The organism is Bradyrhizobium canariense (assembly GCF_018130465.1).
GTDB lineage: Bacteria > Pseudomonadota > Alphaproteobacteria > Rhizobiales > Xanthobacteraceae > Bradyrhizobium > Bradyrhizobium canariense_C.
The window spans coordinates 386,856-400,584 of record NZ_JAFCKJ010000004.1 but is presented as its reverse complement, the minus strand read 5'-3'; the positions used below and the strand labels follow the sequence as shown (position 1 = coordinate 400,584).

Here is a 13,729-nt window from a genome sequence, read left to right as displayed (position 1 = left end):
CCATCCTGCCAAGCGAAAAGATGTGATCTCCGCTGGAACATGTCTTAACCCTGCGGGCAGCGAGGTGGGGATCAGCGGCTGCAGCTCGATTGATTCGAACTGCGTTCAGGTTCACAAGGGGGGCCGGCACGCACAGCCGGCTCAGGGTAAAGATTTTCACCCCAAATTTACCCTCCGTCGGGCTTAGTGACCTTTGCTGATATCCTCTGGGGATTCGACATTTCCGCCATGCCAAAGATCCTGCTCGCCGAAGACGACAACGACATGCGCCGTTTCCTGGTCAAGGCGCTGGAAAACGCCGGTTTTCAGGTTTCATCCCACGACAACGGCATGGCCGCCTATCAGCGGCTGCGGGAAGAGCCGTTCGAGATGCTGCTCACCGACATCGTGATGCCGGAGATGGACGGCATCGAGCTCGCCCGCCGGGCCTCGGAACTCGATCCCGACATCAAGATCATGTTTATCACCGGCTTCGCCGCGGTCGCCCTGAACTCGGATTCGGACGCCCCCAAGAACGCCAAGGTGCTGTCCAAGCCCGTGCATTTGCGCGAATTGGTCAGCGAAGTGAACAAGATGCTGGCGGCTTAAATCGGTCCCCTTCCGTCCTTGCACCGGCTCTCCTGAGCCGTTATAGGGACCCGACCCGATCTAGACGACATCTAGGGCGCGTAGCTCAGCGGGAGAGCACTACCTTGACATGGTAGGGGTCACAGGTTCGATCCCTGTCGCGCCCACCATCCTTTGCTCGCGATAGCCGAGAGAAGGATGCCTTGCCGAAGCTCAGCGGGCATCGGCCAAGCCTCAACAACCGAACGCATCCGACGCGCGCAGCCCGGACCACGCTTCGCGCAATCCGTGAATCTCGTCATCCGGCATTAAACCCGGATTACGCTTCGCTCCTTCCGGGTTACGATGCCGCGTCAGGCGCGAGGTCGCACATGAGCGTTTCCGTCATCGAACAAGCGAAGATCCAGGCGCAGGTCCTGGTCCCGCTGGTCAAGGCGCTCCAGGCCGAGCTCGGCGAGGCGCGCGCCAATGCGCTGGTACGGGCCGCGCTGGGCGATCTCTATCGCCGCTTCGGCGAGGAGTTCTGGAAAGCGAAGGACGAGGCCAATCTCGGCGAGGCCGTCGGGTCCGCCTTCAAGACCTATGCCCGCGACGACGCGCTCGCCTATGACGTCATCGAGCAGACTGGGGACATCTTCGCCTTCGACGTCACGCGATGCGCCTATGCCGAATTCTACAAGGCGCTGGGCGAGCCCGACCTCGGCTTTCTCCTGGTCTGCACCGCCGACTTTGCGACCGCGGAAGGTTTCGGCCCCGACGTCGCGCTGACGCGGACGCAGACCATCATGCAAGGCGCGCCGCATTGCGATTTCCGCTACCGGCGCGATCCGGGCGGATCACGGTGAAGGGACTACGGGCCATGCGAGCGAGCTGTCTTGCCGTGGCGGTCCTGTCGCTGATTGCGTCGCGGGCTGACGCAGCCATCGTCGACTGGCAGGCCGAGCTCCAGCGCTGCCGTACGCTGCGCGAAAGCATGGCGCCATTGCTACAGGCCGGCCAAGGATTATCCGCGGTCGGCCGCTCCAATACGGCCGTCCGTCGTTGCATCTGGATCCAGCGCCGGGCGGTGCGCAAGAAAATCCCCGGCGCGGAGACGTGGTAGCGAGAGCGTCTGTCAGTTGGACGTCTTCTTCGGGGCGAGCAGGTCCTTTAGCCCGGCCGGATAGAGGCTCGGCCCGCCCTCGATGTCGAGGCCGGCGAGGTCGAACCAGCGGGCGATGATCTGCTCCCCGTTATCCTCGCGGAAATCGATTCGATCCTGGCCGCTGAACGCGCCGCCGGGAAACGCGACCTCCGCGATGAACATCACCTCATGCCCGGTCGCTCCCTCGTGCAGGAAGATGTTCTCCATCATCGACGGCTCGCCCGTGATGGTGATGCCGATGCCGAGCTCTTCGCAGAATTCCCGTACGAGTGCCGTCCGCCAGCTCTCGCCAAACTCGATCTCGCCGCCGAGCGGACGCACGCCCTTGATCCGGCCCGCGTCGTCGCGAACCTCGGCCGCCAGGAGGCGTCCGTCCCGCCAGTGCAGACCGATTGCCACGACTCTGATGTGGGGATGCGGGCGCCATGGGGTCATGGAGGATCGTTATCGTGCGCGCTGCCGCTGCGCAATGTGCGGCAAGGGCCTCGCAGGCTTGATCCGGGACTCGGCGCCTGCCATGGTCCGGTCATCCGCTACGCCGGATGTGAGAATAAGGCAGTTTATCGAGATGAGCAGTGTGAACAAGCCCGGCGGCAACTATGTGCCGGTGATCATTCATGATGGAATTGCGTATGTCAGCGGCCAGCTGCCGCGTCGCGGTGAGGACCTGCTATATGCGGGCAAGGTCGGCGCAAATGTCGATATCGCGGCCGCGCAGGAGGCTGCAGCCCTCTGCGCCGATCTCTGCATTGCGGCCATCAACCACGCAGCGGGCGGAGAGGACAGGATCGTCCAGGTCCTGCAACTCGTTGGATACATTGCTTCGGCGCCTGGATTTACCCAGCAATCGCAAGTCATGAACGGTGCCTCCGACCGGCTGATCGAACGCCTCGGCGATCGCGGTCGTCACACGCGGACGTCCGTCGGCGTCGCCGAATTGCCGCGGGGCGCTCCGGTCGAGCTGAGTATGATTGCCGCTGTTCGGTCGTAGCAGGCCGCCTTATGTGACGAGATATTTGGCGACCGCCGCCTCGTCCCCCACGCAATCCCGTTGCCGGGCTCCTCGTTCGGCAGCGCAAAGCCGTCCTTGATCGCAAGCCGCGTCGCCAGCACCGGGTTGGCCCAGTCGACATATTCCAGCCAGTGCGCGGTTGGTGTCACGCAGACCGGCATCCGCCCATCTCTGAAAAGACATGTCCGAAAAAGACGTATCTGAAATGGACTTGGACCTGCGCGCGATCGTCTCCATAATCGGCGCCGAAAGCGCATGGCCGCGGCAATCAACCCGCCAACAAAAATGCGGCACGCTGCAAAGGAACTGGAGACGCCCATGTTCACAACCCCGATCGCGAAATCGATGATGGCGCTGGCCATCGTCACAGGCCTCGTGATTTCGCAGGCGCATGCGGACTCGTCGTTGCCCGTGGGACCGAAAGTGGGCGATCAGGACCTGTCCGGCTTTTATCGCTGGTCGCAAACCCTCCCCGAAAGCCCCGGTGTGACGCTGCGCAGGGAGGCGATGCTTGCGCAGCCGGAGATCACGAGCGCCGGTGTCGCCGAGCGCATCCTCTACACATCGACGGATGTGCGCTGGCACGCCGGTATCGTGCCGGTGAGCGGTACGGTCTATCTGCCCAAGGGTGAGCCGCCGGCCGGAGGCTGGCCGCTGGTCGCGTGGGCGCACGGCACGCTCGGCGTGTCGGATTCCTGTGCGCCGTCCTGGACCGGGCACAAGCCGCGCGATGCCACCTACATCCAGCGCTGGCTCGAGAACGGGTTTGCGGTGGTGGCGACCGATTATCAGGGGCTCGGCGGAGCGGGGCCGCATCCTTATCTGATCTGGGAGGCGGAAGGACGCTCCGTGCTCGACGGCGTGCGCGCCGCGCTTGCTGCATATCGCGACAAGCTCGCTTCAAAGGTTTTCGTCACCGGACAATCGCAAGGCTCGGGCGCGGCAATGGGGGCGACCGTGATCGCGGAAAGCTACGCGCCCGACGTGCCGCTGATCGCCACCGTGGCCACGGGCCTGGTTTCGACTTTCCCCGACGGCCCCTACAAGCCGCCGCAGACGACCGCGATCGCCTCGCCGATCTATACGTCGCTGATGCTGCTCGGCGGTTCGCTGCCGGACGGCGCGCCGTCCGCCGACGATCTCGTCTCCGACAAGGGCAAGCCGGTCCTGAAGGCGGCGCGTGAAAGCTGCACGCCGGAGATGCGCGAGGTCGCGCGCAAGGACGGCGTTACCGCCGAGAACGTCTATGTCGAGCCGATGGCCAATGTGCTGGCGCGGTTGACGCCGATCACGGACATGAAGGCCGTGCGCCTGAAGGTGCCGATGCTGCTCGGTACCGGTCTTGCCGATTCCACGCTGGTGCCGACACGGCAATATGCCGAAGTCGCGGCGCTGTGCGCGGCCGGCAACGATGTGATCTGGAAGACTTATCCCGGCGCGACGCACAATGGCGGCCTGAACGCAGCCTTCCCGGATGCGCTCGCGTTCTTCCGCGGCATGCTCGCCGGACAAAAGCCGCAGGGCAATTGCGCGGAAATTTCCGAGCCCGGTGCTCCGGGCGAGGCCACGAAAGGGATCGCTTTCAACGATTAACTCACCAGATACTTCTTCACCGCGTCCTCGTCCCACGCAATCCCGTTGCCGGGCTCCTCGCTCGGCAGCGCAAAGCCGTCCTTGATCGCAAGCCGCGTCGCCAGCACCGCGTCGGCCCAATCGACATATTCCAGCCAGTGCGCGGTCGGTGTCACGCAGAGCAGGTGCGCGCTGACTTCGGAGAACAGATGCGTCGACATCTCGATCCCGGCGGCGTGCGCCAGTGACGCCGCGCGCAGCCAGCCGGTGACGCCGCCGATGCGCTGCACGTCGGGCATCACGTAGTCGCAGGATTCCGCCAGCAGGGCCGATTGCATCGCGAACGCGCTGTCAAAATTCTCGCCGATCTGGACCGGAGTGCGCAACGCATCCGCGATACGGGCGCAGCCGGAATAGTCGTCGTGACGAATCGGCTCCTCGATCCAGGTCAGGCCCTCATCGTCGAGCATCTCGCCGCGGTGGATGGCCTCGGTGACCGTCAGCGCCTGGTTGTAGTCGCACATCAGCGTCACGTCGTCGCCGACGGCCTTGCGCACCGCGCGCACCACCTTCAGGTCTTCCCGCGCATCGGGGCGGCCGACGCGGATTTTTGCGGCCTGAAAGCCCTCGGCCAGCAGCTTGTGGGCTTCCTCCACCGCGGCACCCGCCGGCATGATGCCGAGCCCCTTCGAATTGTAGGCCGTGACCGGTTTCGGCGCGCCGCCGAGCAGCCGCGCCAGCGGCAGGCCGCGTGCGCGCGCCAGCGCGTCCCATGCCGCCATGTCGATGCCGGATTGCGCGATCCGCTGCAGGCCGGCGAGCCCCAGCAGCGTGAAGCGCTGGGTCAGCTTGCGCTCGATCTCGAACGGCAGCAGCTCGTCGCCCGCAAGCAGCTCTGACATTTCCGCGACCATCGCCGTCAGCGACTTCAAGGCCGAGGGGGTGATCGAGAACAGATAGGCGTGCCCGGTTGCGCCCAAATCGGTCTCGCAGTCGATCAGCACCAGCGGCGCCTTTGCGACCGCCCCGGTCGAGGTTTTAAGCGGCAGGTTCATCGGCACGATCACGGGGCGCGCATTGAAGCGCTTGATACGGATGGTCCCGGTCATTTGGAGGATCTCCCGGCGGAGTGAATGGAGGTTGATGCTGATCTTAAACATTCGCCACGAAACGAAAAGGCGCTTGCCGCGACCACCATAAAATGGGGTTGCGCAGGCCCGTGTTTGCGGGCTCTGTGCCGCGAATCCCCCGAGTTCGCGACAAAGACGTCCGCAACGGAGCCACAGAGTGAAACAAGAGATCTCCGAAGAACAGCGCAAGAGCGGCATCCTGACCGGCGCCGCGATCGCCTTCCTGCTGCTCGCCCTGCCGCTGGCGGTATGGCTGGACCTGACGGAGCTGAGCAAGACGGCGCTGCGCCGGCAGGCTGCCGATCTCAATTCGGTCATCACCAGCGTGCGCAGCTATTATGCGACCAACGTGGTCGGTCGTGTCCTCGCCAACCCGAACGGCGCCACCAGGGTCGTTCACAACTACGAATCGGTCCCCGGCGCGATCCCGATCCCGGCCACGCTGTCGCTGGAGCTCGGGCGGGTGATCGGGGCGCAGCAGGAAAACATCACCTACCGTTTCGTCTCGGACTTCCCGTTCCAGAACCGCGCCCCCCACCAGCTCGACAAGTTCGAGAAGGACGCGCTGGAAGCCCTGCGCGCCGATCCCGAGCAGAAGATCGTCGAGACCGAGACCTCGCTTTTCAACGACAAGGTCCGCCTGGTCGCTCCCGTCGTGATGGGCCCGGCCTGCGTCAGCTGCCACAACAGCCACCCCGAGAGCCCGAAGAAGGACTGGAAGGTCGGCGACATCAGAGGCATCCAGGAGGTGATCATCGCCCAGCCGATCGCCGCCAACATCTTCTCGTTCAAGTTCCTGCTGGCCTATTTTCTGATCGCCGCCGGCAGCGGCTTGTCGTTCCTCTCGCTCCAGCGCCGTCAGGCGAGCCGCATCAAGGGCATGAACAGGGAGCTCGAATCCGCCAACGACTTCCTCGCCTCGCTCTCGATGAAGATCTCGCGCTACATCCCGCCCCAGGTCTACCGGAGCATCTTCAGCGGCCAGAAGGACGTCACCATCCACACCGAGCGCAAGAAGCTCACCATCTTCTTCTCCGACATCCAGAACTTTACCGCGACGGCGGAACGGCTGCAGCCGGAATTGCTGACCCAGCTCCTCAACGAATATTTCACCGAGATGTCGGCGATCGCGCACGAATATGGCGGCACCATCGACAAGTTCATCGGCGACGCCATGCTGATCTTCTTCGGCGACCCTGAAACCAAGGGCGACCGCGCCGACGCGCAGGCCTGCCTCCAGATGGCCTGGCGCATGCAGCACCGCCTCACCGAGCTCAATGCGAAATGGCGCGCTTCCGGCATCGAGCTGCCGTTCAAGGCCCGCATGGGCATCAATTCCGGCTATTGCAATGTCGGCAATTTCGGCAGCAGCGACCGCATGGACTACACCATCATCGGTGCCGAGGCGAACCTCGCCGCGCGCCTGCAATCGATCGCCGAGCCCGGCGGCATCGTGCTGAGCTACGAAACCTTCGCGCTGGTCAGCGAGACTGTCCGCGCGCATGCGCTGCCCGCGATCACGATGAAGGGCATCAGCCGCGAAATCATTCCCTATTCGGTCGACGCGCTGAACGATGCCTCGGCTGAAAAGAGCGGCGTCATCACCGAGCGCGCACCGGGGCTGGAGCTCTATCTCGATCCTGCCGTCGTGAAATCGGGCGATGCCGCGCGGGTCCGCTCGCTGCTGGAAAGCGCGCTGGCCTCGCTGAAGCCGGCGTGAGACGCGAACTTACGTAACCGCTTTTCTGATCGAGAGAGTCCCCGTGTGGTACGCCTCTCCCTACCCCTCCCCCGCAAGGGGGGAGGGAACATACCTTCTTCGCGGCGAATGACTCCATTCACTAGGGCAGCCTCGATGAGGGCACAGCGTGGCCACGTGCTCCGCTGCGCTCCCTCCCCCCTTGCGGGGGAGGGCGGGGGAGAGGGGTGGCCCAGCAAATGATGCGCCTGAGCAGGCTCACCGCGCCGCACCTTCCGTGAACGCCGTCTCGATCACCTCACCAAACGGCTGCCACGACCGGCCGTCAAACTGGACCAGCCGCATCTGCCGGATTGGCAGATAGCTGTTCGACGAGGTGCTCATCCTGATGTTGGGTAACGCAACGGAGGGCTGATAGCCCTTGAGCGACGCCGCCTGACGCATGATGTTCTCGCGCGAGACATCGTCGCCGCATTGCTTCAGCACTTGCGTCAGCGCCTCGGCCGCGGCGTAGCCATAGAGCGCAGCGCTGTTGTTCGTGCTTTCGACGTGATGGTACTTGTCCATGAAGGCGAACCAGTCCTTCATGGCGGGATCGTCTTTCCATGCGGGGTCGCTCGGATCCTTCAGAAAGGCTGCCGAGATCACACCGGCCGAATTCTCCAGGCCCGCGGGCGCCATCGCATTGGCGATCGAGGCGGAGGCGTCGTTGACGATGAAGACCGGGCGCCATTTGAGTGACGCCGCCAGCTTGATTACCTTGGACGCTGTCGACGGCACGCCGAGAAAGACGAAAATATCGGCGCCCGCGCGCTTGAGGATCGAGACGTGGCCGTCGAGATGCTCATCGGCAAGGTCGAAGGCGATGTCGACGAGGATGAGACGGTTCAGATCGCCGAGACCTTCCTCAATGCCTTTGAGAAGCGCGCGTCCGAACTGGTCGTTCTGCCAGAGCACTACGATCTTCTTCCTGGGATAATAGGCCTGGATGTAGTTGGCGTAGATGCGCCCCTCCGACCGGAACGACGGCTGCCAGCCCATGGTCCAGGGAAACGCCTTGGCCTGGCTCAGCTCCTCGTCGCCGGAGGCGACGAACAGCTGCGGGATATTCTTCTCGTTCAGATACCGGCGCGTGGCGAGATTGCCGGGCGTGCCGAACGATCCGAACATCAGGTGCACGTCGTCCGTCTCGACCAGATTGCGGGTCAGCTCCAGCGCGGTCGTCGGATCGGAATTGTCGTCGCGGGTGATGAAGCGGATCTTGCGACCGTTGATGCCGCCGCGCGCGTTGACCATGTCGAAATAGGCGGCTTCCGCCTGGCCGATGGCGCCGAATTCGGAGAGCGGTCCCGAATACGGCATGACATTGCCGATGCGGATTTCCTTGTCGCTCGTGGGCTGCTCGGAATGCTGTTGCTGCGACATCGCGCCGAGCGAAGCGAAGGCGACGGTCAGGACGAACAGCAGTCTGCCGGTGACGCGCATGCTCGACACCTTGTCGTTGGCCCCCAACGAGGTCGGCTTAATCCGCACCCAGGCGAGTTGATCTACGTCAAGCGTTTGGCGATCCTGTGGCCGGATTGCCTGCTTAAAGGCCGTGTATGCCAGCTGCAACGAAACGGCAGACATGCTGACGCGCCGCTTGCGTTGTGGAAAGGCGAATACGTTGTTCCGTCATCCTGAGGTGCGAGCGGCGCGATGCGAAAGCATCGCGCGGGGAGCCTCGAAGGATGAACGCCCATCACTGCTACTGCGCGGAGAGAGCCGGGCCGTCGCCTTCGAGGGCCGCTGAAGAAGCGGCCACCTCAGGGTGACGGTGATGGACTGGTTGCCGCGCACGGGATTCGTAGCCCGTATGGAGCAGTGATATGCGGGCCCGGCCATGACGTTGCCAGAGCTGTGTCCGCAGCAAACCGCTACGGCAGACCGCGCGCCTCGAGCTGATGCACCAATAGCAGCGTCGGCTCGGCGAGACTGTCGCCGGAGCCGTCGAGGCCGAAGGCGCTCGCGATGCCGTCGCGGCTGCGCAGCAGCGTGGCGCGCGGACAATGGCCGGCGCCGCAGAGCGTCTTCTTCAGGGTTTCGCCCTGAGCCGTGATGCCGGCGGAATCGTCCGCGGCCCAGGCCAGCACGATCGGGACGTCGACGTTGAGGATGCCGGGGAACACCGAACGGTTGTTGTACTGGCTGGCGTCGCTGCCGAGATAGGCCTTCTCGCTGTCGCTCGCGTCCTTGCCGGCGCGGTAGACCCCGGACACCAGCACGACCGCCGCGACATCGGCGCGGTCGGTCTGGAGTTCGGGATGGGCCAGCAGGGTGGCGACATGGAAGGCGCCGGCGCCGTAGCCGACCGCGACGATCTCGCGGGCATCGCCGTTGAACAGGTCGATATTGCCGTGGATCCAGGACAGCGCCGCCGCCACGTCGGTTGCGCCGGCCGGCCACGTCGCCGAGGGCGCCAGCCGGTAGTTGACGCGCACGCCGATCATGTCGTTGCGCGCGGCAAAGCACATGGCCTGGTCCTGGATCTGGCGCGACAGCTCCGGCGCGGCGCGGTCGCCGGTGAAGGTGTCGCCGGCCACGAATAGCAGCACCGGCCGCGGCGTATCCGCCTTGGTCGTGCTGGTGGCGACATCGAGCACATTGGCTTCGCTCTCGCCGTAGCGCAGGCCGCGCGAGAAGGTGACCTGCTCGCACAGCCGCGCGGTGCCGCCCGCGGTGGTGTCGTTGTCGGTGAGGCCCACCCGGACCAGGTCGGACGGCGCCGCCAGCCGCGCCGGCAAGGGGCCGTGTGCGGAGGCCGCCGTGACGGTCAGAACAAGGAAAAATGCGAGATAATTCTTCATGTCGGTGTCGGCCCTGCGTGCCCGATATGGGCTCGCGCGTTTGGCCCGTCTTTTCAATTCGCCTTATTAGTTAGCTGGTCTTGAGGCGATTTCACGGCACCCGTGGTTCTCCCCCGGCTGGTTCTCCGCGCGTGGTTCAATTCCCCGGCTGGAACGTGCAATCCGCCCCGCTGCCGTCCTTCCGCCTGATGGCGTTGGGGTCGATCGTGCAGCTCAGCTTGGTCAGGCTCTCGAAAGTCGATCCCGCGGCGCCGTCGGGCGGAATGCCGGCCAGTGCTTCGGTGGCGAAGATCTCGTTGGCCGTGGAGCCGTTCACCGTCCTGGTCTTCTTGCCGAAGGTGACCTCGCAGTTCCGCACGGTGATGTCGACATTGCCGGTGCGGCAGACGATTCTGTCGGCGGTCACCACGATCGGCTTCTTGTAGGGAATGTCGCCGTTGGCGGCGAACAGCATCGCCATTGCCTTCTTCTCGGCACCGGACAGGACGGGCGACAGCGGCGCGATCACCCCCGCGAGCGCCAGCGCCGTCGAGCCCGAGACTTTTGCGGGCGTCGCGCCGGATGCTTCGGCGACGCCGCAGGCGGTTGCGACAACGAGGGCGCAGGCGAGGATCGATCGACCGGGTTTCATCTTGCCTCCACGGACCTGAGTCTCAAGCCGCTTTCTTCCGCTTGGCAACCTTCTTGGTGGTCTTTTTGGCCTTTTTCTTCTTCGCCGCCTTCTGGGCCGCGAGATAGGCCTCGACCTTCTTTGACGAATGGCCGGCCGCGGCGACGGCGGCCTTCAGCCTCGCCGGAGTGATCTTGAATTTCTTCGACCAGTAGCGGACCTCATAGGCTTCGCCGAGCGCGATCCGGCTCTTGTCGGCGGCGCGGTGCTTCTGAAGCTTGATGTAGGCCTCGACCTTTTTGGCGGAGTGGCCGACCTTCTTGACGGCGTATTTCAGCTTGGCCGGCGTCACCTTGAACTTCTTCGACCAGTAGGCGACTTCGTACTTCTCGGTGAGCGCAATCAGCGCCCGATCGGCTCCGCCCCGCTTTGCCTTGTCGTCGGCCATGCTTTCCCTCCTGCCGTGGATCGCATCCAGTCTAGCATGCAACCGAATTCGGAAGGCAAGGCGGGGGCGGCCGGCGATTGCGCGAAACGGGCGTTTTGCACCGGTGTGTCAGATGCTTGTGCGGGGTGACCCGGCCTCATGCCGGAACGCGGCTTTTACTGTGCATGGGGTTGTTTTCGCATTTTTTGTTGTTCGCGCTTCCGTGACGGAACCTTTTGGAGGCTGATGCGACTTATCCATGACACGGGAAAACACGTGCGAGGCTGTCATGGCACACAAGCATACCGCCGATCCGGCAGAGATCATGCGGGCGACCGGTCATCCTGAGCTGGAATACGCCGCCGGCTGGACCATCGCCGGTCTGGTCACCATCGGCACCATCGTCGCCGCCTGGGTGTTCGCGATCTAGGCAATTGGGAATTGGAGCTCGAACGCCGCGCCCTGATCGGTCGGCTTGAGCCTGATCGAGCCGCCATGGCTCGCCATCACCGCGCGCGCGATCGCGAGCCCCATCCCGGTGCCGCCCTGGTCGCGGCGGGTGGTGAAGAACGCGTCGAATATCCTGTCGCGGTTCGGCGCTGAGATCGGCTCGCCGTCATTGCTCACGGTCAGAAGCAGGGTCGTCCGCTCGTCCGCCGCCTCCAGCCTGATTGTCCCAGCCTTGTGCCGCATCGCGTTGTCGGCGAGGTGCGACAGCACGATCAGCGCCTTCTCAGCTGACATGCCGATCATCAGGTCGAGGCTGCCGCTGGCCTCGATTGAGCTCGCCGGAAACCGGCTCCTGAGGTCGGCAATCACGGGCGCCAATTCCGTGCGCTCGTTTTGCGGCAGGCTTTCGGCACGCGCGAGTTCGCGCAGCCGCTGCGCCATCGCTTCCAGCCGCTGGGTGTCGGACAGGATGTTGGCGATGAACGTCTCCTGCTCGGCCGGCGTTAGGCTGCCTGACTTGCCCTGAATCGAATCCTGCAGCAACTCCGCCGCGCCCTTGATCGAGGTCAGCGGCGATTTCAGCTCATGGGTGAGGTGGGCCGAGAAGGTCGCGATATAGTCCGAGCGCCTTGCGAGCTGTTCGGCCATGCCGAGGAAGCTGTGCGAGAGCTGGGCGAACTCGCGCGTGCCGTAATGTCGGAGCGGCCTGAACGCCTCGCGGTCGCCGCGGCCTATTCTGGTGGCGCGATCGATCAGCTCGCGCATCGGCAGCGTGATGGTGCGCGAGAACACCAGCCCGATGGCGATCGTGCCGAGGACCACAGCAAGCCCCGCCAGCACGAACTTTGCCCGCTCCTGGTAGAGATGGTCGAAGATGTTGCTCGGCGTCCGCGTGGTGTAGATCACCCCCGCGACGCGGTTGTTGACGATGACCGGCATCGCCGAGAACACGTGGACACCGAGGCCGCGGCTGAAGGAGTAGATCGACGGCGGCGGCTTATCGGGCACGCGGTTGCGCAAGGTGGCGCGGTATTGCCCGTGCAGCGCGTCCGCGACCTCCTCGATATGCGCGAGGGATTGCCCGACCTCCTGCCGTCCCGCGATCACCACGCCTTGGGGATCGAGGATGCGAAAGCCTGCCAGCGTCACCTTCTGGGTCTCGCGGATGATCGGCGTCAGCTTTGCGCCGATCTCGACATAGGCAGGCTGCGCCGGCCGGATTGCTGCCTGCGCATCGGGGCGCCGCCGCAATAAATCGTTGGCGGTGAGGTCGAGCGCGGGACGGATCGGCGTGACCTGGTCGCCGGGGTCGGGCAGCACGCCTGATGGTACCTCCGCGCCGAGCGTGAGGCCGCCATCGAGCTTTGCTGCGACCTCTTGCGCGTAGATGGTCGCGAGCACGCGGCTCTGCGCGATCAGTTCGGCTTGGGTCTGGCGGATCAGCTGGTTGTCGTAGAGACGGAAGAAGAACAGGCCGACCAGCGGCAGCACGCCGACGGTCGCCAGCACCGTGAAGATCACGAGGGTGAGCGAGGGCCGCCATTTGTCGGGCGCCGCGCTCATGCCTCTTTCTCGCAACGGCCGAGCTTGAAGCCGACGCCGTGAATGGTCTCGATGACGTTGTCACAGGCCAGTGCCGCGAGCTTGGCGCGGATGTTGCGGATGTGGCTGTCGATGGTACGGTCGGAGACCTGGATGTTGAGCTGATAGGCCGCCCGCATCAGCTGCTCGCGGTTGAAGACGGAGGTCGGCCGGGTCAGGAAGGCGCGCAGGATGCCGAACTCGATCGCGGTCAGCTTCAGCTGCGTGCCGGCGAAGGATGCGACATGCTGCTCGGGATCGATCAGCAGGCTGCCTTGCGCGAGTGCCGACGGCCCCGCCTTGGCCTCGCCATTGCGTGGACTGAGCCTTCGCAGGATGACGTTGACCCGTGCAACGAGCTCGCGCGGGCTGAAAGGCTTTGTCACATAATCGTCGCCGCCGATCTCGAGGCCGAGGATGCGGTCGATCTCCTCGTCGCGCGCCGACAGGAACAGGATCGGCACGTCCGAGCTTTTGCGGATTTCGCGGCAGACGTCGAGGCCGTCGAATTCAGGCATGCCGATGTCGAGCACGATGAGATCGGGCCTGTCGGCGGCAAAGCGGGCAAGGGCCTCCTTGCCGTCGCGCGCCTCGATCACGTCCATGCCGGCCTTCTTCAGCGCGACGCGGATGACCTCGCGGATGTGGCCCTCGTCGTCGACGATGAGAATGCGATGCGCCAAGGAAATCT

Annotated in this window: 15 protein-coding genes, 1 tRNA gene and 1 pseudogene; 8 read left to right on the top strand and 9 right to left on the bottom strand. The window is 64.5% G+C overall.

The window, feature by feature from the left end:
- Positions 1 to 228: 228 nt before the first annotated feature.
- The 4 genes from cpdR (at position 229) to JQ591_RS15230 (ending at position 1,669) form a co-directional block, all read left to right on the top strand.
- A complete protein-coding gene (gene cpdR, locus JQ591_RS15245) occupies positions 229 to 588 on the top strand; it encodes a cell cycle two-component system response regulator CpdR (RefSeq protein ID WP_007597092.1) in 360 nt (119 codons plus the stop codon).
- Between the two features lie 74 nt (positions 589 to 662).
- Positions 663 to 737, top strand: a tRNA-Val gene (locus JQ591_RS15240).
- 201 nt (positions 738 to 938) lie between these two features.
- On the top strand, positions 939 to 1,412 hold the full coding sequence (locus JQ591_RS15235) for an L-2-amino-thiazoline-4-carboxylic acid hydrolase (protein ID WP_211396814.1): 474 nt from the start codon (positions 939 to 941) through the stop codon (positions 1,410 to 1,412).
- Between the two features lie 14 nt (positions 1,413 to 1,426).
- On the top strand, positions 1,427 to 1,669 hold the full coding sequence (locus JQ591_RS15230; RefSeq protein ID WP_211396813.1) for a hypothetical protein: 243 nt from the start codon (positions 1,427 to 1,429) through the stop codon (positions 1,667 to 1,669).
- Positions 1,670 to 1,681: 12 nt separating this feature from the next.
- On the opposite strand, the gene JQ591_RS15225 is transcribed toward JQ591_RS15230, so the two are convergent.
- Positions 1,682 to 2,146, bottom strand: coding sequence for an NUDIX hydrolase (locus JQ591_RS15225; protein WP_211396812.1), 465 nt, complete (start codon positions 2,144 to 2,146; stop codon positions 1,682 to 1,684).
- Between JQ591_RS15225 and JQ591_RS15220 the strand changes: the two genes are divergently transcribed.
- The gene (locus JQ591_RS15220; protein ID WP_249136971.1) at positions 2,145 to 2,702 is read left to right on the top strand and encodes a RidA family protein; all 558 of its coding nucleotides are present in this window, start codon (positions 2,145 to 2,147) and stop codon (positions 2,700 to 2,702) included. The two genes, JQ591_RS15225 and JQ591_RS15220, sit on opposite strands and share 2 nt — an antisense overlap.
- Positions 2,703 to 2,711: 9 nt before the next feature.
- On the opposite strand, the pseudogene JQ591_RS35745 reads toward JQ591_RS15220, so the two are convergent.
- Positions 2,712 to 2,878 (bottom strand): annotated as a pseudogene (locus JQ591_RS35745) (enolase C-terminal domain-like protein); the annotation flags it as partial.
- 163 nt (positions 2,879 to 3,041) lie between these two features.
- On the opposite strand from JQ591_RS35745, the gene JQ591_RS15215 reads away from it, so the two are divergent.
- The gene (locus JQ591_RS15215; protein ID WP_211396811.1) at positions 3,042 to 4,316 is read left to right on the top strand and encodes a lipase family protein; all 1,275 of its coding nucleotides are present in this window, start codon (positions 3,042 to 3,044) and stop codon (positions 4,314 to 4,316) included.
- Here JQ591_RS15215 and JQ591_RS15210 read toward each other — a convergent pair.
- A complete protein-coding gene (locus JQ591_RS15210; protein WP_211396810.1) occupies positions 4,313 to 5,404 on the bottom strand; it encodes an enolase C-terminal domain-like protein in 1,092 nt (363 codons plus the stop codon). The two genes, JQ591_RS15215 and JQ591_RS15210, sit on opposite strands and share 4 nt — an antisense overlap.
- A gap of 178 nt (positions 5,405 to 5,582) precedes the next feature.
- Between JQ591_RS15210 and JQ591_RS15205 the strand changes: the two genes are divergently transcribed.
- Positions 5,583 to 7,145 (top strand): adenylate/guanylate cyclase domain-containing protein, encoded by a 1,563-nt coding sequence (locus JQ591_RS15205; RefSeq protein WP_211396809.1) that lies wholly within the window; start codon positions 5,583 to 5,585, stop codon positions 7,143 to 7,145.
- Between the two features lie 237 nt (positions 7,146 to 7,382).
- Here JQ591_RS15205 and JQ591_RS15200 read toward each other — a convergent pair whose 3' ends face one another.
- The 4 genes from JQ591_RS15200 to JQ591_RS15185 form a co-directional block, all read right to left on the bottom strand.
- On the bottom strand, positions 7,383 to 8,609 hold the full coding sequence (locus JQ591_RS15200) for an ABC transporter substrate-binding protein (RefSeq protein WP_211396808.1): 1,227 nt from the start codon (positions 8,607 to 8,609) through the stop codon (positions 7,383 to 7,385).
- 431 nt (positions 8,610 to 9,040) lie between these two features.
- Positions 9,041 to 9,970 (bottom strand): alpha/beta hydrolase, encoded by a 930-nt coding sequence (locus tag JQ591_RS15195; RefSeq protein WP_211396807.1) that lies wholly within the window; start codon positions 9,968 to 9,970, stop codon positions 9,041 to 9,043.
- A gap of 136 nt (positions 9,971 to 10,106) precedes the next feature.
- Positions 10,107 to 10,601, bottom strand: a complete 495-nt coding sequence (locus JQ591_RS15190) for a hypothetical protein (RefSeq protein WP_211396806.1) — start codon at positions 10,599 to 10,601, stop codon at positions 10,107 to 10,109.
- A 22-nt stretch (positions 10,602 to 10,623) separates the two neighbouring features.
- The gene (locus tag JQ591_RS15185) at positions 10,624 to 11,028 is read right to left on the bottom strand and encodes a DUF3606 domain-containing protein (RefSeq protein WP_211396805.1); all 405 of its coding nucleotides are present in this window, start codon (positions 11,026 to 11,028) and stop codon (positions 10,624 to 10,626) included.
- A gap of 268 nt (positions 11,029 to 11,296) precedes the next feature.
- On the opposite strand from JQ591_RS15185, the gene JQ591_RS15180 reads away from it, so the two are divergent.
- Complete coding sequence (locus tag JQ591_RS15180; protein ID WP_018321489.1) at positions 11,297 to 11,437, top strand: hypothetical protein; 141 nt, start codon at positions 11,297 to 11,299, stop codon at positions 11,435 to 11,437.
- Here the strand turns inward: JQ591_RS15180 and JQ591_RS15175 are convergent.
- Together JQ591_RS15175 and JQ591_RS15170 are read right to left on the bottom strand one after the other, a co-directional pair.
- Positions 11,434 to 13,020 carry an ATP-binding protein gene (locus JQ591_RS15175; protein WP_211396804.1) on the bottom strand — a complete coding sequence of 529 codons (1,587 nt, stop codon included), beginning with the start codon at positions 13,018 to 13,020 and terminating at the stop codon, positions 11,434 to 11,436. The genes JQ591_RS15180 and JQ591_RS15175 overlap by 4 nt on opposite strands.
- Positions 13,017 to 13,721, bottom strand: a complete 705-nt coding sequence (locus JQ591_RS15170) for a response regulator transcription factor (RefSeq protein ID WP_211396803.1) — start codon at positions 13,719 to 13,721, stop codon at positions 13,017 to 13,019. Before JQ591_RS15170 ends, JQ591_RS15175 begins: the two co-directional genes overlap by 4 nt.
- Positions 13,722 to 13,729 lie beyond the last annotated feature (8 nt).